An 18,530-nucleotide genomic window follows, 5' to 3' on the forward strand; every position below is an offset into this window, starting at 1 on the left:
ACGGTGACCGTGCCGCCGGATCAGTCGCCCGGCATGACCATCGACAAGACCGGCACGCTGAACGACCTGAACGGCAACGGCCTCATCGATCTCGGCGAGACGATCAGCTACGCCTTCCTCGTCGAAAACACCGGTGCGGTGACGCTGACGAATGTCACCGTCGACGACCCCATGCTCACCAATGCCGGTGTGAGCCTCGATCAAGATCCGCAAACGCTCGCGCCGGGCGCGACCTTCACCTTCACCGCGACCTATACGCCGACGCAGGCGGATATCGATACCGGTAGCGTCGAGAACACGGCGATCGGCACCGGCACGCCGCCGTCCGGACCGCCGGTCGAAAGCCCGCCGGACACCGTTCTGGTGCCGCCGAACCCGCCCCTCCTGCAGGTCGAGAAGACCGGCCGGTTCGAGGATACGAATGGTGACGGCTATACGAGTGTCGGTGACACAGTGGCCTACACGATCACGATCACCAACGTGGGCGGCGCGACCGTCACCGAGGTCGGGCCGCGTGATCCTGGCCCGACGTTCAATGGCAAGCCTGCGGGAGGAACACTCTCCGGCTTCGAGCCGGCGCCCAAGACCCTTGCGCCGGGTGAAGCCCAGGCCTTCACCGCCACATACACGCTGACGCAGAGTGACGTCGACAACGCCGCGGGCCTGAGCGACAGCATCAAGAACACCGCGACCGCGACAGGCCAGTGGAACGGTGGTGAGGTCCCGTCGAACACCTCGACGAGCACGATCACACCTCCGGCGGCCACGCCGTCGGATATCACGGTCATCAAGCAGGCTCAGGTTCGCTACATCCGTCGCGGCGAACGGGCGCCTTACGTCATCCGCGTGACCAATAATTCCGACCGGAATGTCGGCGGCATCACCGTCATTGATACGATGCCGGCCGGCTTCCGCTACGTGGAGGGCTCCGCGACCATCGACGGGGTCAAGGTCACGCCGGTCGTCAACGGTCTGCGACTGCGGTTTGAGAACATCACTCTCGGCCCGAATGCGGAAGTCACCATTCGCCTGCAGACGCTTGCCCTGAGCTCTGCGGGTCCCGGCCGGCACATCAACCGCGCAAGTGTAACCGACCCCGGCGGAACACCGCTCGCGCCACCGGCTTCGGCCACCGTGGAAATCGTCGCCGAGCCGGTCTTCGACTGCGGTGACATCATCGGCAAGGTCTTCGACGACATCGACCGAAACGGATACCAGGACGAAGGCGAACCGGGCCTGCCCGGCGTGCGTGTCGCGACCGTCACGGGCTGGCTGATCACCACGGACAGGCATGGCCGCTTCCATGTCGCCTGTGCCGATCTTCCCGAGCAGCGCATCGGCTCGAACTTCATCATGAAGCTCGACACGCGGACACTTCCGACCGGCTACCGCCTCACGACGGAGAATCCGCGCGTCGTTCGCCTCACCGCCGGCAAGGCCACCAAGCTCAACTTCGGTGCATCGATCGGCCGGGTCGTGCGGGTCAACATCAAGGATGAAGCCTTCGAGCCGGACAGCGCGGAACTCACGTCCCGCTCGAACGCCGGCCTCGACCAGGTGCTTGAAGCACTTCGCTCGGAGCAGTCGATCCTGCGGCTGAGCTACGTCGATGCCCACACGGACGAAGAACTCGCAAAGGAAAGGATCAAGGGCCTCCGGGAGCTGATAGCCGACCGCTGGAAACGGACGGGGGCAGGCTACGAGCTCGAGATCGAGACACGCATCGAAGTGGGGGAGTGAGACCGATGTCCTTCGTTACAAAGCCTTCCGCCGCCATCGTTACCCGCGGTGCGGTACTCTTCGCCTCCACGGCCCTGTTCGGCATGACGGTGCTTGCCGGCAGCGCGTTTTCCGAAGACCGCACCTGCATCGGAGAGGCATGTGACCTTCGGTTAGACGGCAAGCGGTTGAACGACGGTTCGACGAACGATCTCGTCATCGGCGAAAACACCGAACGGGAAAGCCTCGCCGACGAGGGCGATCTGCCCTTCGAGATCGTCGTCGATGGAGAAACCATCATCGACAACGCCGAGGCGGCGCCGAGCAAGGGAGACAGGCTCCCCGCTCCGCAGCCGGGGGATGCGGGGCCTGCCGCCAGCCAGGTGGACCGCCAGCGTCAGACAGATGTCGGTCTCAACCGTGTCGACATCAACATCAAGTATGACGGTCTGCAGGCGAACCCGCTGCTCAATGTGGCCACGACCACCGGCCGCCGGAGCTTCCGCGGCGGCGAGCCGGTGCGCTTCCTTGCCACGTCCAACTATCCGGGCTTCATCGAACGGTCCGAGATCCGGATCTACCGCGTCGACGAAGGCAAGGGCCGGGAGAAACCGCTCGCCGTCGTCGGGGTGCCGATCAATGGCGAAGCGACCTGGGCCATGCCGGCCGTCGAGGACATGGGCGAGTACAGCTATGTCCTGCGTGTGTACGATGCAAAGGGAAGGTTCGACGAAACCGAACCGCTGATACTGTCCCGCAGCGAAAGGGAGCTGAAGCCGGAGCAGCGCGAGCAGCCCGTCGCGGCGGGCATGGGCGAGGACCGCACCGCGGTCCGCAATATCGAGATCCGCGGCGGTGCCGTCACGATCTACGGAAATCATGTGCCGCCGGGCTTCGTTGTCGTGGCGATGGGAGAGAAAATTCCCGTCGACAAGGATCAGGGCTTCGTTGTCCAGCGCATTCTTCCCCCCGGCGATCACGTCGTCGACGTCGGCGTGACCGGTATCTCCAAGAGCGACGGCCTGCATTTCGACCGCGAGATCAACATTCCAGACAACGAGTGGTTCTACGTGGCGCTCGCCGACCTCACCGTCGGAAAGAGAATGGGCGACAAGAACATCGAGACGGTTCGCCCCGGCGAGTACGACGAGGTGTACACGAAGGGGCGCCTGGCCTTCTATCTCAAGGGCAAGATCAAGGGCGAATATCTGCTCACGGCAGCGGCCGACACCGGCGAGGACGATGTCGAGGACCTGTTCCGGAACCTGAACAAGAAGGACCCGCGTCAGCTCCTCCGGCGTCTCGACCCGGACGACTACTACCCGGTCTACGGGGACGACTCCACCTTCGTCGAGGACGCACCGACCAAGGGCAAGTTCTATGTTCGCCTGGAACGCGGCGACAGTCACGTCATGTGGGGGAACTACAAGACGACGATCACCGGAACCGAATTCCTGCGACAGGAAAGGGGCCTCTACGGCGGTCACGCCGCCTACCGCTCGGCCGCAAGCACCTCCTTCGGCGAGAGGAAGACGGAGGTGACGGTCTATGCCGCCCAGCCCGATACGCTGCCGCAGCGCGACGAGTTCCTGGCGACCGGCGGTTCGGCCTATTTCATGAAGCGGCAGGACATTGTCGAGGGCTCCGAAACAGTCACCATCGAGGTCCGCGACGAAATTACCGGTCGGGTGATCGAACGCCGCGTGCTGCAGTACGGCGAGGATTACTCGTTCGATTATCTTCAGGGTGTGCTGATCCTGCGGCGGCCTCTTTCGTCGACGACCGGCACCGCCGGTCCGGTCCGCGACGGGGCGCTCGGCGGCGAGAAGATCTATTTGACGGCTCTTTATGAATACACGCCCGTCGCCAGCGACGTCGACGGATACGCCTTTGGCGGGCGTGCCCAGCACTGGGTAGACGACAAGGTGCGTGTCGGTGTGACGGGCATGAACGAAAGCACGGGCCTTGCCGATCAGAAGGCGATGGGTGCCGATGTTCGGATCCGTCATTCGGAGACCACCTTCCTCGAGGCGGAGGTCGCCCATTCCAAAGGCCCCGGTTTCGGGCTCTCCCGTTCGACCGACGGCGGTCTCACGAACAGCGATACGGCCATAGCCGGCAGCCCGGGGCAGTCGGCCACAGCCTGGCGCGTCCTCGGACAGGTCGACCTCGAAGACCTGCCGGGAAGCGGAATGAAAGGCATCATCGGCGGTTACTATGAAGAGAAGGAGGCCGGCTTCTCGAGCCTCTACGATCAACTGAACGTCAGCAAAAGGACATGGGGGGCTCACGCCAATGTCGCGCTGACGGACAGGATGGACGCAAAACTGACCTACGACGATTTCCATGACGGAGCGGGTCAGATCAAGCGGGAGGGCGCGTCGAGCCTCAGCTACCAATGGGACCAGTACTGGAAGGTCTCCTTCGGCATTACTTATAGCGAGCTGATGTCTCCACTGGCAATTTCGTCGGGCAAGCACGGTTACGACGGATCGCGCCTTGATGCCGGCGTCCGCGTCGACTACCGCCCCGACGACGATCACCTCTTCTATATCTTCGGACAGGGTACCGTCGACCGGTCGGGCGATATTGCCCGCAATGATCGGGTGGGTGTCGGCGCGGAAGTGCAGCTCACAGACAAGATCGGAGCGAAGGCCGAAGTGTCCTACGGCTCGGGTGGCCTCGGCGGCCTCGCCGCGGTGACATACGACCCGAATGCCGATGACCATTATTACCTCGGCTACAAGCTGGATCCGGACCGGGCCTTCGACCTCGACCGGTCCTACGACCTTATCGGCACGGACAAGGGTTCGATCGTCGCCGGCGTCAAGCGGCGCATGGGCGACCTCGCATCGGCCTACGCCGAGAGCAGCTACGACATGTTCGGCCAACGCCGCGCGCTCACCCAGACCTATGGCGTCGTCTACACGCCGGATGACGTCTGGACGGTCGACGGTGGGTTCGAGGCCGGCCGGGTTCGCGACGAGACGAGTGACAGCACCGGTGTTCAGCGGTCGGATTTCGACCGGTACGCACCTTCGGTTTCTGTCGGCTACAAAGACGAGGAGGCGGGGATCGCCGCCCGCGTGCGTGGCGAGCTCCGCATCGAGGATTCCCGTGACAATACCCGCGACCAGAACACGTATCTGATGGCGGCCGGCCTCTCCTGGAAGACCAGCGAGGACTGGCGGCTTCTCGCCAATATCGATGCCGTCCTGTCGGATGCCACGTCGAGCGAGACCTCGTTTCAGGACACCGACTATGTCGAAGCTTCGCTGGGCTACGCCTACCGGCCGATCGACAATGACCGTCTGAACGTCCTCTTCAAATACACCTGGCTCTACGACATGCCCGGGAACGGTCAGCTTCTCAGCGGATCGACCGGTGACACGCTGGCTCCAGCCCAGCGCAGCCATATCCTGTCGGCGGACCTCACCTACGACCTGCTTCCCTGGCTGTCCGTAGGAGGCAAATATGGCTATCGCTTCGGCGAGGTCCGGTACCGCTCGAGCGGCGGTACCGGACAAGAATTCGAGGATGACTGGCAATCCTCATCCGCGCATCTCGGAATCCTTCGCGCCGACCTGCACGTCGTCAAGCGGTGGGACGTGCTTCTCGAGGGACGCGTTCTCCACATGCCGGAAGCCGACACGACAGACATGGGAGCTCTGGCAGCGGTGTACCGTCACGTCGGCGACAACTTCAAGCTCGGAGTCGGCTACAATTTCGGACGCTTCTCCGACGACCTGCGGGACCTGACCCTCAACGACCGTGGTGTATTCTTCAACATCATCGGCAAGTTCTGACGGGATTCCGGGACTGTCGCCCTCTTCGGGCGGCAGTTCGTTCCTCGGGGCGCATCGCCGCTTCGACATTCGACCGACCACCAATGATCCGGCTGTGCGATGTTCGCCCAAAGTCCCAGAACTGCGATGCGGCCTCAAAGCATCGACTTCTTCCCTGATCTTCGCCCCAAAAGCCGAGTGATTAAGGCACACCCCGCCGGGGCCCTGCCTCCCTCCGAGCTTCATGGAGTCCCGGGCTGCTGTAAGTGACGCTCATCACTTTGAAGCAAACGGAAGCCATCTATTGGATCGCGCAACTCGGGAGGCCTCGCCGGACCTTCCGTTCTCGTGAACTATGACCAGGAACGTCTCCCCCATGCGATCGCGATGATCAATCTCGCCAAGTTCAGTGGCAAGAAAGCCATGCCCCGCAATGCGCTTCTTGCCTTCTTCAATCACGGCATGATGCGCATCATTCATCATATTCCCTTCGCCCGCAATTTCTTCGAGGAGCTGGGAATCAAGCCGAGGAGCCGCTTCAGGGCAGGCCTGTTCCGCAAGGCGAAATCGGCGTGCGGGCTGCTTCCCGGCGCACTCCTCCCGCAGGGCTGGGTCCGGGCGCAGGACGGGCGCTTGCTCCTCAGCGACGATGCTCTCGGCGAGGGCTTCGCGCTGGTCGACTTCGGCTGCGACCCCTGCCGACAGCTCGACGGGGATGTCGCTCGGCGATTTGCCGGCGTGAAAGGCAAGTCGATCCAGATTTCGTTCCGCGGACAGCGCCTCGGGCTCGCAGCCGACGAAGTCTATGAAGACCTGGAAGGCGCATTCTTGCCGCGCGTCGCAAAGGCCGGCCGGGTCGCCGTGATCCGCCCCGACCGCACCGTCATGCACACGGGACCGGCTGACGACGTGACGAGGGTCGTCGGGGAATGCCTCGATCTTCTGCAGGCGCCGTAGACGCGGACGAAATCACCTGATCGAACAATCGAGTTACCGGAGAAGGAAGATGAAGGTCACGACGCCCCACCACGCCCGCCACCCGAGCCCCACGGCAAAGGCGAGCTCGCCTATGCGACAACCGTGCATCCGCATCTTGCCAATGCGGACCGCCTCGGCCTGCTTCACGGAGCAGCGCGGTCCTGCGCCGAGTTCAGCGTCGGCCGGCGGCAGGCGCGAGCCCGCGGCGCACGCTGCGGCTGGACCGTCTTCAAGCCCCCCGGGCGATGACGGTGATGGCGGCGCTTCTGGACCGCGGCGTCCCGCAGTTTCTGCTCTCACGCTCGGCATCGTGGCGCCGGCCGGCGCCGCCGACCGCGCCTTCGAACATGTCATGACCCGCAGGCACGGTCGCGCCGCCATTCTCATTGAAACCGTCCCCGCCTCGACGACGCCATAGCCGGCAAGCCGACGATACGCGTCTCGGGAACGACTGCTTCTACGGCTCGTCGTTGATGACAGTGCCGGGCGCTCGGCACGAATTCGATCGGTGACCGTGCCGCGCAAATGATCTGGTTGAACAGGTTGAAACGTGGTCAGCGGAACATGGAATCCCTTGGCCCGGCCGCCCAAGACACAACAGAACGGCGCCGCTCTACAGTGGCGACAGGCAGGCACGGCGGGACTGGCCGCCGGGCGACAAACCAGTTCAACTGAGGTTTTCGTCTGACCAGGCTGGCCTTACGTCCCGATATACACCAGGTCTATCGCGCGCCGTACCAGCCTATTCCAAATCCATCACCATTGGTCTCGGTCTTGGCCTCCGCAGCATGGAGCGACTGATGCACCAAGGAGTGCACGGAATCGTAGACGAGTTCATTGAGGAAAACCGGGTTGCCGAAATAGGCGAGAAAGCGGCACATCGTAGCTCCCTACACCTTCTCTGTCGGATTGACGAAAGCTCCGACCGTGGTTTGCCGTCCCCGACCCGGGGCCCAGACCTGGTCGGGCGCGGACCAGAGCCGTTCGTTGCGTATCGCCTCCACCAGCAGCCTCTCGTGAATGGCAAGCAAGGCTTCTCCCTTCTCTTTTGTCGATCGCCGCGGATCCCCCAAAGTACCCGTTTCGGGTGCCCGCTCCGAAAAGGAATAAAAGCGGGAAAACCCTGGCGGTGCGTTGTAGGCTGGCGCTTCCTGGGCAATGGCAGCCTCGAACCTATCACGACGCACGAGCTCTCCCGCGATCGCCATCATCACCGAGGTTTCACCCTCGCAAGCATGCCCGGGTGCTTTGCTTTCGACAATGGCGGTTACCTCGTCACGTGCGAGCATCCAGGGTGTTGTCGCAACGATCGGCATTGCGAACGTTACCGCGAGCTCCCGGGCAGCGAGAGACAAGGCGTCGATGTTGCCGCCATGGCCATTGACGATGAGAAGTCTGGAAAACCCAAGTGCTCGAAGCGATCGGACCACCGAGCTTATGATGGCATGATAGGTCTGATGATCGACGCTGATGGTGCCGCCGAACGGAAAATGATGCTCACTCATGCCAAGCCAAAGCCCGGGCAGCACCGCGACGGGGATCTCCTGAGATACTTTGCGGGCTGCTCCGATGGCCGCAGCACTTGCGCTGACGGTATCGGTGATCACAGGCAAATGAGGGCCGTGCTGCTCCAAAGCGCCCGTGGGCAGGATAGCCAGCGAGTTCTCTCGCGCCGCGAGCGACTTAAGCTCCGGAGCTGTCATTCGGCCCCATTCAATCTCAAACAATATTCTTCCCTCCTGTTTCCAGCCTGGGCTCGATATGTCAGGCTCCGTTGCTCCACGAACAAATCCGAAAACCCGTTCCGGTGAAAGCTCGCTCCTGCGAGCCTCTCAAATATCGGACGTGATTTTCGAATCCATTCCTTTGTCTGTTGGCTCGCCAAAGCCCCGCCCTCGTTCAACGGCTCCTAAAGGCTGGGCATCAACCTCAACAGTTCCTTGGTGTAGTCGGACTGCGGGCGCTCAAACAGATCATCGACATCGGCCTCTTCAACAATGGCGCCCTGCCGCATCACGATGACGCGGTCACACATTTGCCGCACGACCGGCAGGTCATGGCTGATGAACAGCACGGTAAGGTCAAGCGCATCACGCAAGTCTTTCAAGAGGTTGAGAATTTGAGCCTGAATCGAGACATCGAGCGCCGAGGTCGGCTCGTCGCAGATCAAGAAGCGCGGACGCGTTGCCAAGGCGCGCGCAATCGCGATTCTCTGTCGCTGACCGCCCGAAAACTCATGGGGGAATTTCCGTGCTGCACTGCCGCCGAGCCCGACAATCTCCAAAAGATCGTTCACGATCGAGCGGATTTCCGCGTCGGTTTCAGCAAGCCCATGGTGGCGGATCGGCTCTGCAATAATCCGCTCCACCCGCATGCGCGGGTTGAGCGATGAATAGGGATCCTGGAAGATCATCTGGATCTGACTGCGAATAGCCGCACGCGTACTGCGGCTGCTTTCAGAATTGATGGCATGTCCGCCAAACCTGAATTCCCCGCTTGTCGGACCGTAGATCTGCGCGAGGATTTTCGCGATTGTCGACTTGCCGCTACCCGACTCGCCGACAAGCCCCAAGACTTCTCCTTCCCTGATCTGGAAACTGACGTCTCTTACCGCCTCGAAATATCGGCGGTTGCACGCCAGCAGCGCGCTGCGGGTTACAAATCGCAGCCTCATCTCCCGCACATCGACAAGAGGGGCGAGCTCGCCCAAATCGATGTTCTTCGCTGACGTCTTGCTGCCCAGCCAGTGTGAACTGAGATCCAGTTGCGTGTGGGTCGCCATGCTGTCCATGGGATAGCCGACACGGGGAAACCGCGTCAGTCGGCGATCACCACGGGGCACCGCCGCAATCAGGCTCTTGGTATATTCATGCACGGGTTCATGAATGACCTGGGACGTAGCCCCCGTTTCGACGACTTCTCCGCGATACATAACCACAACGCGGTCGGTGGTTTCGGCAATCACCCCCATGTCGTGGGTGACGAGTATGACGCCGACATTGCACTCTGCCGCCAGTTGCTTGATGAGGCTGAGGATCTGCGCCTGCACCGATACATCCAGCGCCGTTGTCGGTTCGTCCGCGATGATGAGATCAGGATCGGAACACAGGACGAGTGCGATCACCACGCGCTGGCGCATACCGCCGGAGAACTGGTGCGGATACTGGTCGATCCGCTCCTCTGGCGAAGCGATTCCGACCGAGGTGAGAAGCTCGATGGCCTTCCGGCGCGCGGCACTCTCATCCAGGGGCTGATGGGTGCGGATAGTCTCGATGAGCTGCTGTCCGACTGTATATAGCGGATTGAGGCTCGTCATCGGATCCTGAAAGATCATAGAAATACGCTTGCCCCGCAAGGCGCGCATTGCTCTGTCGTCGGAGGGGTCGATATGCTTGCCTTCGAAGACGATTTCGCCCTTGGCCACGCGGCCCGGTCGGTCGAGGAGCCCCATGATTGCGTTGCCGATGGTGGATTTTCCCGCTCCTGACTCCCCCACGATGCCGACAATCTCGCCACGGTTAACCGTGAGATTGACGTCCCTCACCGCGACGAAGGTGCCCAATGGCCCAGGATATTCGACCTTGAGATTTGATATTGAGAGAAAAGACATGGCGGTGGCCTTCCGGATCAGCGTAGTTTCGGGTCGAGCACATCGCGCAGCCAGTCTCCCACAAGGTTGACCGAGAGAACGAGCAGGGCCAGCGTCACACCTGGGAAAACGACGAGCCAACGCTCCCCGGAAAAGAGAAAACCGTTGCCAACGCGGATGAGCGTGCCAAGCGAGGGTTCGGAGGCGGGAATGCCGACGCCGAGAAAACTCAGCGTCGCCTCGCCCAGGATTGCGACACCCAGGTTGATGGTGGCGATGACCAGGACGGGACCAAGTACATTCGGCAGAACGTGACGAATGAGGATCAAAGGCGCCCGAATACCGATCACCTGAGCCGCCAATACATAATCACGTTGACGCTGAACCATCGTCGATGCGCGAACCGTGCGCGCCACCTGCGGCCAGATCGAGAGGCTGAGAGCGAAGATGATAACAAAGATGGCAAGCTGGTCGTGTTGGTCCGCAGGCAGGATGCCCCGGCTGACTCCGTCGATCAGGAGGGCGACCATGATGGCCGGAAACGTCATCTGGATATCGACCACGCGCATGACGACGGCATCGGTGAAGCCGCCGAAATAGCCGGCGAGAAGTCCGAAGAACAGACCGAGAAGGACCGCGGCGCCGACCGAAATGCCGCCAACCATGAGCGAGGTTCGCGTACCGTAGAGGAGTGCAGAGAAAAGGTCTCTACCCTGATCGTCGGTGCCCAGAAGGAAGGCGGGATCACCTCCCACGTACCAGGATGGTGGCAGCAGGGAATTGAGCAAATCAAGGGATGCCACATCGAACGGGTCGTGTGGTGCAACAAGCGGCGCAAAGACTGCCGCCAGCACCATCATTCCCCCGATGATGGATGCGATCACCGTGAGCGGCGAAGACAAAAAGCGGTAAAGCAGAGGCCGGCGGGCGATGCGGGCGCGCAAACCAAAAGTGTGTTCGATTGCCATCAGCGCACCTCCTTTAATTCCTGCCAACCCGCAGACGCGGGTCAACGGCATAATAAAGCAGATCGACGATGAGGTTCACCGTGACGAAGATTACCGCCACCAAGAGGAGGTAGGTGGAAATGACCGGAATATCGACCGAAGAAATGGCCTGCAAAAACAGAAGTCCGATGCCCGGCCACTGAAATACGCTTTCGGTGATGATGCCAAACGCGATGATCGAGCCAAATTGCAGCCCAGCGATTGTCATGACCGGAACAAGTGTGTTTTTCAGCGCATGACGGAAATAGACGCTGCGCGCCGGCAGTCCGCGTGCCTTGGCGAAGCGGATGAAATCGGCGCGCATGACCTCCAGCATCTCCGCCCGCACCAGCCGCATGATGAAGGTAAGCTGAAAAAGACCCAGCGTGAAGGCGGGAAGAATGATCGACAACCAGCCGGATCGGGTCAGGAGTCCTGTGGTCCAGAAGCCGAGGTCGACGGTGTCGCCACGGCCAAAGGTCGGCAGGATGGCGAGCTCTACACCGAAATATACCATCAGCATCAATCCGACAAAGAAGGTCGGCATGGAAATCCCCGCGAGCGACAGGATCATGATAATCCGTGCCGTCCAGCTGTCGGGCTTCAGACCAGCGAAGACCCCCATCGGAATTCCGATGGCCAACGCCAGCGAAAATGCGACGACGCTGAGTTCGAGAGACGCCGGCAGCCGCTCGGCTATGAGGCGCGAGACGGGCTGGCCCATCTGGTAGGAGAGGCCGAACTTCCCCGTAACTACCCGACCGACGAAATGGGCGAACTGCATCAGGACGGGATCATTCAGCCCGAGGCTCTCCCGCAGTGCCGCCCGGTCCGCAAGGGTTGTTTCCTCACTCACCAATTGGGCAATCGGGTCGCCGAGATAGCGGAACATGACGAAGGCCGCGAGCGCGACCACTACCAGCACGATAGCGGCCTGAAAAAGACGACGAAGAAGATAGAAGAACATGAGACTCCGACCTTGATAGGAGGCACGGTGCCGGGTATCGGCCGGCACCGCACGGGTTCTGTCCGAGTTACTTGCCGATCGTCACATGGCGCCAATCAAATACGTTGTCGGCCCGGCGTTCCAGCTTGACAGCGCTGCCGGTACCCCAGGCAGCCCAGGTCTGGTGCAAGGGAATATAGGCGACTTCATTGGTGGTGATAGTCCAAGCCTGGTGGATCAGCTCGCTGCGCTTCTTTTGATCGGCTTCCTTCAGGATCTCGCCAGCCAGTCTGTCGACGTCAGGATTGCAATAACCCGCAAAGTTTGATTTGCCGGCCACGATTTTGGTCAGATCATCCTTGTCCCAGAGCGGTCGATCTTCGGCTGCACGCGGACACATGTGCAGCGAGTAGAGCGCGATATGGCTGTCGAGGCTCGAAGGTGTCGTGCCCAGCATGGCAAGGCCGAAGTCCATGTTCGGGGCAGTGACGGCTTCGAGATACTTGGCGCGAGGTTGAATGTTGGGCTTGGCTTTGATGCCGACCTTGGCGAGCATGGACGATATGGCAAGGCAGGTTGCCTCGTCATTCACATACATATCGTTTGAGCACTGGTAGGTCATCGCGAAGCCGTCCGGATAGCCGGCCTCGGTCAAAAGCGCCTTGGATTTGGCAGGGTCATAGTCGTAACGCTTGACTTCGTCGGTGTAACCGTTGACGCCCGGCGCGACCATCAGCGCGGCAGGCGTCGCCAGACCGCGCATGATCTTGTCACGAATCGCATTGATATCGATGGCGCGATAGATGGCTTCGCGGACTTTACGGTCCTTCAGCGGATTGACACCGTCCAGACCAGAGCCCGGCAAGGTGTCCTTCCACTGGTTCATGGAGAGGTACATGGTGCGGACTTCCGGACCGGTGACGACGCCCGCGTTAGGAGCGGCCTCGAGACGCGGAATGTCTTGAACCGGGATCGGGAAAACCACATCAAGCTGTCCCGAGAGAAGGCCAGCGACGCGGGTGGCCGGGTTAGGTACCGGCGTATAGGTCACCTTGTCGACATCGCCCACCTTGTCCTTGGCGCCCCACCACTGCGGGTAGGCTTCAAGCACGGTCTTGATGCCTGGTTCGCGCGCCAACAATTTGTAGGGGCCAGTCCCGCTTTCGTGGAGCGTGGCATAGTTCTCGGTGTCTCCGCCTTTGACAGGTGGCGCGATCTTGTTTGCCTCGGCCCAGGATTTGGACATGATGTACCAGTTGGCCCAGGTGAAATTCAGGATCGGATTGGGCTCTTTGGTGATGAAATCGACTGTATAATCACCGACTTTCACCACTTCGACACCAGCCGGAAGACGGTTCTTGAAGTCTGAGGCACCGGAACGCACGCGCTCGGCGGAGAAGATCACATCGTCTGCGGTAAATGGGCTGCCGTCATGGAACGTCACCCCTTTGCGCAGATGGAAACGCCACTGGGTTGGCGAGACCATTTCCCAGCTTTCTGCGAGAGCTGGTTCAAGCCTCAGATCCGGTGTGCGGCGGACAAGACCCTCATACACGTTGCCGAGAAATCCAGAGGTGAAGACCTCTTCCACAACGTAAGGATCCATCGACACTAGATCTCCCTGCGAGGCAAACCTCATCTCGCTGGCTACAGCAGGAGAATGCATCAGAAGCAGCGCAGTTGATGCGAGAAACGAATTTAAGACTCTATTCGGCATGATCATAAGTTCCCCTTTATGGATCGTCTTGTGTTCAAATGATAGGCAATAGGACGTTTTCTACGTCGGATAGGAAGACCATGCCGTCAGCGAGGATCGCCTGCGAATAGAGGCGATTACAGCAGGTGTCTTCGTGTCGCTGACATGTAACATCGAATTGGCCTTTATGATGCCGCCTGCAAAAGGATTTGGCATGGTTGTAGGAACAAGCTTCAGAAATTGCTGCTGTTCGAGGGAAGCAAAAAGTCTCCGTGGTCAAGGAACCGGTCCAGCATTCGCCGGTAGGGACCTATGTCGATTTTGTTGTCCTTGAGCCAATCAGAGTCGTAGAAAGTGTCCGTGTACCTTTGCCCACTGTCGCAAATTAAAGTTACGACCGATCCGCACCGACCATTGCGCATCATGGTCGCCGCAATCCAGCAGAGGCCAAAGAAATTTGTCCCCGTAGAGCCGCCGATCTGCCGGAAGAGGCGCTCGGACAAAACATGTGCCGCCGCGATCGAAGCGGCGTCTGGAACCTGAATCATATGGTCGATCACACCGGCAACGAACGACGGTTCGACGCGAGGGCGGCCGATTCCTTCGATCCTCGATCCCGATGCAGTTGTCTGGAGATCGCCTGTTCGCCAAGCATCATAAAAGGCGGAATTTTCTACATCGATCACGCATAGCCTTGTCTCAAGGTTCTTGTATCGTATGTAGCGACCCAGCGTGGAGCACGTTCCGCCTGTCCCGGCACTCATCACTAGCCATTCGGGAACCGGAAATTCTTCTCCTTCCATCTGTCGAAAGATACTCTCGGCAATGTTGTTGCCGCGCCAGTCGATTGCCCGCTCCGCGTTCGTGAACTGGTCGAGATAGTAGCCATCGGTCTGCTCAGCAATCCGCAACGCCTCACCGTAGACATCGCTCGCATTTTTGACGAAATGGCACATACCGCCGAAACTTTGGATCGCCTGGATTTTTTGCCGACTTGTGGAATAGGGCATCACTGCAATAAAGCGAAGTCCCAATAATTGGGCAAAGTAGGCTTCGCTCACGGCCGTTGACCCGGACGAGGCCTCCACGAGTGTCGTGCCCTGGTGAATCTTCCCGTTGCAGATCCCGTAAAGGAAGAGCGAACGGGCCAGCCTATGCTTCAGGCTCCCGGTCGGATGCGTGCTCTCGTCCTTGAGGTAGATAGAAATCCCTTTCAACCCCGGAAAGAGCGGCTTGAGCAGATGCGTATCTGCCGACCGCCTCCCATCATTTTGAAGAATTGCCATGGCCGCTCGGGACCATCCCCGCTCGGCGCAATCCGGCAGGGGAACTAGCGGTGGGCAAATGGTTGCGTTGGCGGCCATGAGCGATTGTTGCATGTCTTCTTTCCTCCGGCCGCCGCATAGCAGCTATCGTGCTTCGCACTAGCCAATCAGAGCGGTAGCCGCTGGCGAACAAGTTCGCACCAATAAGAGCAACCCCAAGCAATTGCCTCGTCGTTGAAGTCATAGGCCGGATGATGAAGACTGGCGCTTTCTCCGTTGCCGATCTTCATCATCGCACCGGGAACCTCGTTCAGCATGAAAGCAAAGTCCTCGCCGCCCAGCGACTGCGGCATGTCGCGGCATACGCTACCGATGCCTGCGACCGCCTCTGCTGCGAGGGCAGCGAATTCGGTTTCCTGCTGGTGATTGACAGTCACCGGATAGTGTCGAGAGTAGTCGAGCTTACCTTTGGCGCCAAAGGCGGCGGCGATGCCAGCGACTGCCTGCTCCAGCCTCGCTTCCACATGGTCGCGGACGGCGTCTCTCAGCATGCGAACCGTGCCCGTCAAGCGAAGGGTCTGTGGAATAACGTTGAAGGCGTCTCCTCCATGGATGGAGGTAATCGAAATCACGGCGGAATCCATCGGGTCTATTGTCCGGGCGGTGATCGTCTGCACCGCCTGGATTAATGACGCTGCCACCGGAACAGGATCTATAGCTTGGTGTGGTGAAGCGGCATGACCGCCGATACCCTCAATTTCGATGTCGATCATGTCGACCGAGCCCATAATCGGGCCGGGCGCGGTGGCAAATTCTCCAACCGGCAGGTTCGGCCGGTTGTGCATTCCATAGATCTCGTTGACCGGCCAGCGACGGAAAAGCCCATCCTCGATCATCGCGCGTGCCCCGGCACCTCCTTCTTCCGCAGGCTGGAAGATCAACACGACAGTACCGTCGAACGCGCGGCTCTGCGCAAGCCCGATGGCCGCGCCCAGCAGCATGGCGGTGTGGCCGTCATGACCGCAAGCATGCATCTTGCCGGGCATTTGCGAGGCCCAGGGCTTGCCGCTCGCCTCCAGAATGGGCAGGGCGTCCATATCCGATCGCAGGCCGATCGCCCGGCCGGACGTGTTGGACTTGCCGCGAATAACGGCAACGACACCGGTCTTGCCGATCCCTTTGATGACGTCGTCGCATCCGGCGGCGCGAAGGGCTTTTTCGACTTCGGCCGAGGTCCGGGGTAGATCGTAAAGCAGCTCCGGCTTGCTATGGAGATCGCGACGGAAGGCGATCAGGTGATCCAGATGCGCGAACACCCAGCGATCTACAGCCATGTTGCGCTCCTTCGTTTCGATGCGTCGTTTTCTTCGCACCGAGAGTTCAGGCTATATCGGAAATAGCAGCGGCTCGGCTCCACCGCACGCGCTTCCGTAGCGACCACGATTGCTGGAAAATCCCTGCCCGCATCAGAAGCTGCCCCTCGCACCCTCACCTTGAACCCCTCTGATTAGCAAATCCGCATTCAATGCGGTTTCATAAACTATTTACAAGGGTGAAAGGCATATCAATATAGTTCTATAAAAAAGCAATTTTCTTGCATTTATGATCTCGCTTCGGTACCATTTTGTAGATATTCATTGTCGCTATTTTTGATATTCATAGATAAAAATATCATTATGCGGCGCCCTTCCACTTTGCGCAAAACTGAGGATCAGCAACTGGGTTGGTATATTGCTTTCACAGAATCTACGCTCCGGATGGAAACCACGAATTGGACACTCATTTTGCCAAGAGTAGAGTTTCTGGCCGCGAATACCGAGCCCAACCTCCCAATTCCAGCAAGAGCAAGGTGCCAGCGGCACGTGAGGTCAGCATGAAAGGACCACAAGCAATAGCGCGATGTTTGAACATAAGATCCTGATGCTGCAGATGATGGCGCCAAGTGCCCCATTCATAGGAAACAGCTAGGAAAGCCTTTTAACGCCTCCTCTCCGAGCAAGGTAATATTCTGGAGCACATACAAAAATGACGACACGCTTTGACAAGATAGATCGAAAGATCCTCGACCTGCTGCAGCAACGCGATCGCCCCGTCGGTGAGATCGCTGAAGAGGTCGGCCTTTCGCAGACACCATGCTGGCGACGCATCAAGCGCATGGAAGAAGCAGGCGTAATCCGCGAGAAAGTAACGCTTGTTGACCCCAAGAAGGCCGGCGTCCCGATGATCGTTTTCATCGCCATCACCGCGCCTCGTCATGAAATGGCGTGGTTGGTCAGGTTTCGGGAATTAATAGAAAGCATTCCGCAAATCGTAGAAGCATATCGCCTGACCGGAACCGTTGATTACATTCTGAAAGTGATGGTCCCCGATGTCGCAGCATATGACCATGTATATAAATCAATGATCGAAAAACTTGAATTTTCTCAAATTAATTCTTCTATCTCTATGGAGGAACTAAAGTTCACAACAGCAGTTCCAACGAACTACTTATAGAATATGTTTTTATATCTACTTTATCTTTCTGTGATCCTTCGACCGACAACCCAGCGGCGCGGAAGAACCACGAAGCCCTTTGCGGCATCGGACCGTTTGACGATTTCGATGGTCCACTTGCCGATCCGGCGGAGCGCCTTCCTGAGTTTGTCACCCGCATAGCCGCCATCAGCGAACACATGGCGCAGCCACGGGAAGCGCTTGATGATCTCGGTCAACACCAGCGGTGCGCCGTCACGGTCCTGGATGTCGGCGGTGTGGACCACGGCGTGGACCAGATTGCCGCAGGTATCCGTCAGGACGTGCCGTTTGCAGCCCTTGATCTTCTTGCCCGCGTCATAGCCGCGCGGCCCGCCGCTTTCTGTGGTTTTCACGCTCTGGCTATCGATCACCCCAGCGCTGGGCGAGGCTTCGCGCCCTGCCGCCTCGCGCCCGATCAAGAGCAGGGCATGGTTGAGCGACAGCCATAACCTGTTGTCCCACCACAGGTAGAACCAGCGACGCACCGTGGAGACCGGCGGAAAGCACGGCGGCAGCATCCGCCACGGCAACCCGCCGCGCAATAGATACAGGATCGCCTCGACAATCCGCCGCAGCGGCCACTTGCGCGGGCGCCCAACATTGGACGGCGGCGGAAAGAACGGTTCCAGCACCGCCCATTCGGCATCGGTCAAATCGCTTGGCAACGCGAGGTCTGCACGGGCATACTGCGCCCGAGTGGTGTCAGTCCACATCGTTGATTTCCTTGGGTTCGTTGCAAAACCGCTGAATCAACGATCAGGCGCAGCGTCAAGCTAACCAACTGATACCACTCAACTTAATTTCGGATCAGGCTCTCAAGTTTTCCGACTTGCAGAACTGGAGGCACAGTCCTGCCTCTGCGGTGGTCCAGCCAACCGTCGAAATGAAAGCTGAACTGGCGGCACGTGAAGCAGATTCCAAGCAACTGGTGGCCGAGGCGAAGGCCGAACGCGAGATCGTGTCCCAGCGCGTGGTGTAGCTTAGACGACCACGGCTCATCTGGTAGGGCCGGATGAGTGTCAGCTTGCGGCCGGCAGGCTGATGATTGGATC

Annotated in this window: 11 protein-coding genes and 3 pseudogenes; 4 read left to right on the plus strand and 10 right to left on the minus strand. The window is 59.7% G+C overall.

Going from position 1 to position 18,530, the window contains the following annotated elements:
- From NHF53_RS22475 to NHF53_RS22485, 3 genes and pseudogenes are all read left to right on the plus strand, one after another.
- Positions 1–1,740, plus strand: a pseudogene (locus tag NHF53_RS22475) (hypothetical protein); the annotation flags it as partial.
- Between the two features lie 5 nt (positions 1,741–1,745).
- On the plus strand, positions 1,746–5,525 hold the full coding sequence (locus NHF53_RS22480) for a TonB-dependent receptor (protein ID WP_252836189.1): 3,780 nt from the start codon (positions 1,746–1,748) through the stop codon (positions 5,523–5,525).
- A 327-nt stretch (positions 5,526–5,852) separates the two neighbouring features.
- Positions 5,853–6,461, plus strand: a complete 609-nt coding sequence (locus NHF53_RS22485) for a hypothetical protein (protein ID WP_252836190.1) — start codon at positions 5,853–5,855, stop codon at positions 6,459–6,461.
- A 694-nt stretch (positions 6,462–7,155) separates the two neighbouring features.
- Here NHF53_RS22485 and NHF53_RS22490 read toward each other — a convergent pair.
- The 8 genes and pseudogenes from NHF53_RS22490 to NHF53_RS22525 form a co-directional block, all read right to left on the minus strand.
- Positions 7,156–7,363, minus strand: a pseudogene (locus NHF53_RS22490) (class II glutamine amidotransferase); the annotation flags it as partial.
- A gap of 9 nt (positions 7,364–7,372) precedes the next feature.
- Entirely contained in the window at positions 7,373–8,209 is an 837-nt protein-coding gene (locus NHF53_RS22495) for a creatininase family protein (RefSeq protein ID WP_254008039.1), read from the minus strand.
- A 182-nt stretch (positions 8,210–8,391) separates the two neighbouring features.
- Entirely contained in the window at positions 8,392–10,092 is a 1,701-nt protein-coding gene (locus NHF53_RS22500; RefSeq protein WP_252836191.1) for an ABC transporter ATP-binding protein, read from the minus strand.
- A 17-nt stretch (positions 10,093–10,109) separates the two neighbouring features.
- Positions 10,110–11,039, minus strand: coding sequence for an ABC transporter permease (locus NHF53_RS22505; RefSeq protein WP_252836192.1), 930 nt, complete (start codon positions 11,037–11,039; stop codon positions 10,110–10,112).
- A 13-nt stretch (positions 11,040–11,052) separates the two neighbouring features.
- Positions 11,053–12,024, minus strand: coding sequence for an ABC transporter permease (locus NHF53_RS22510; RefSeq protein ID WP_252836193.1), 972 nt, complete (start codon positions 12,022–12,024; stop codon positions 11,053–11,055).
- Between the two features lie 67 nt (positions 12,025–12,091).
- Complete coding sequence (locus tag NHF53_RS22515; RefSeq protein WP_374591307.1) at positions 12,092–13,609, minus strand: ABC transporter substrate-binding protein; 1,518 nt, start codon at positions 13,607–13,609, stop codon at positions 12,092–12,094.
- Positions 13,610–13,932: 323 nt separating this feature from the next.
- Positions 13,933–15,078, minus strand: a complete 1,146-nt coding sequence (locus tag NHF53_RS22520) for a PLP-dependent cysteine synthase family protein (protein WP_308218704.1) — start codon at positions 15,076–15,078, stop codon at positions 13,933–13,935.
- 53 nt (positions 15,079–15,131) lie between these two features.
- On the minus strand, positions 15,132–16,298 hold the full coding sequence (locus NHF53_RS22525; protein ID WP_252836194.1) for a M20 aminoacylase family protein: 1,167 nt from the start codon (positions 16,296–16,298) through the stop codon (positions 15,132–15,134).
- Between the two features lie 691 nt (positions 16,299–16,989).
- On the opposite strand from NHF53_RS22525, the gene NHF53_RS22530 reads away from it, so the two are divergent.
- Complete coding sequence (locus tag NHF53_RS22530; protein WP_252836195.1) at positions 16,990–17,457, plus strand: Lrp/AsnC family transcriptional regulator; 468 nt, start codon at positions 16,990–16,992, stop codon at positions 17,455–17,457.
- A 38-nt stretch (positions 17,458–17,495) separates the two neighbouring features.
- On the opposite strand, the pseudogene NHF53_RS22535 reads toward NHF53_RS22530, so the two are convergent.
- Positions 17,496–18,191 (minus strand): annotated as a pseudogene (locus NHF53_RS22535) (IS5 family transposase); the annotation flags it as partial.
- Positions 18,192–18,285: 94 nt separating this feature from the next.
- Positions 18,286–18,530, minus strand: a 245-nt coding sequence (locus NHF53_RS22540; RefSeq protein WP_252836196.1) for a hypothetical protein, incomplete at its 5' end; no start/stop codon positions are given.

It is taken from the genome of Ciceribacter sp. RN22 (genome assembly GCF_024054295.1).
GTDB classification, from domain to species: Bacteria; Pseudomonadota; Alphaproteobacteria; order Rhizobiales; family Rhizobiaceae; genus Allorhizobium; species Allorhizobium lividum.

Excerpts from the sequence above, each read along its gene's own strand:
- NHF53_RS22500 (WP_252836191.1), bottom strand. The coding sequence starts at position 10,092 with ATGTCTTTTCTCTCAATATCAAATCTCAAGGTCGAATATCCTGGGCCA.
- NHF53_RS22510 (WP_252836193.1), bottom strand. The coding sequence starts at position 12,024 with ATGTTCTTCTATCTTCTTCGTCGTCTTTTTCAGGCCGCTATCGTGCTG.
- NHF53_RS22530 (WP_252836195.1), top strand. The coding sequence starts at position 16,990 with ATGACGACACGCTTTGACAAGATAGATCGAAAGATCCTCGACCTGCTG.
- NHF53_RS22480 (WP_252836189.1), top strand. The coding sequence starts at position 1,746 with ATGTCCTTCGTTACAAAGCCTTCCGCCGCCATCGTTACCCGCGGTGCG.
- NHF53_RS22525 (WP_252836194.1), bottom strand. The coding sequence starts at position 16,298 with ATGGCTGTAGATCGCTGGGTGTTCGCGCATCTGGATCACCTGATCGCC.
- NHF53_RS22515 (WP_374591307.1), bottom strand. The coding sequence starts at position 13,609 with ATGGATCCTTACGTTGTGGAAGAGGTCTTCACCTCTGGATTTCTCGGC.
- NHF53_RS22520 (WP_308218704.1), bottom strand. The coding sequence starts at position 15,078 with ATGCAACAATCGCTCATGGCCGCCAACGCAACCATTTGCCCACCGCTA.
- NHF53_RS22505 (WP_252836192.1), bottom strand. The coding sequence starts at position 11,039 with ATGGCAATCGAACACACTTTTGGTTTGCGCGCCCGCATCGCCCGCCGG.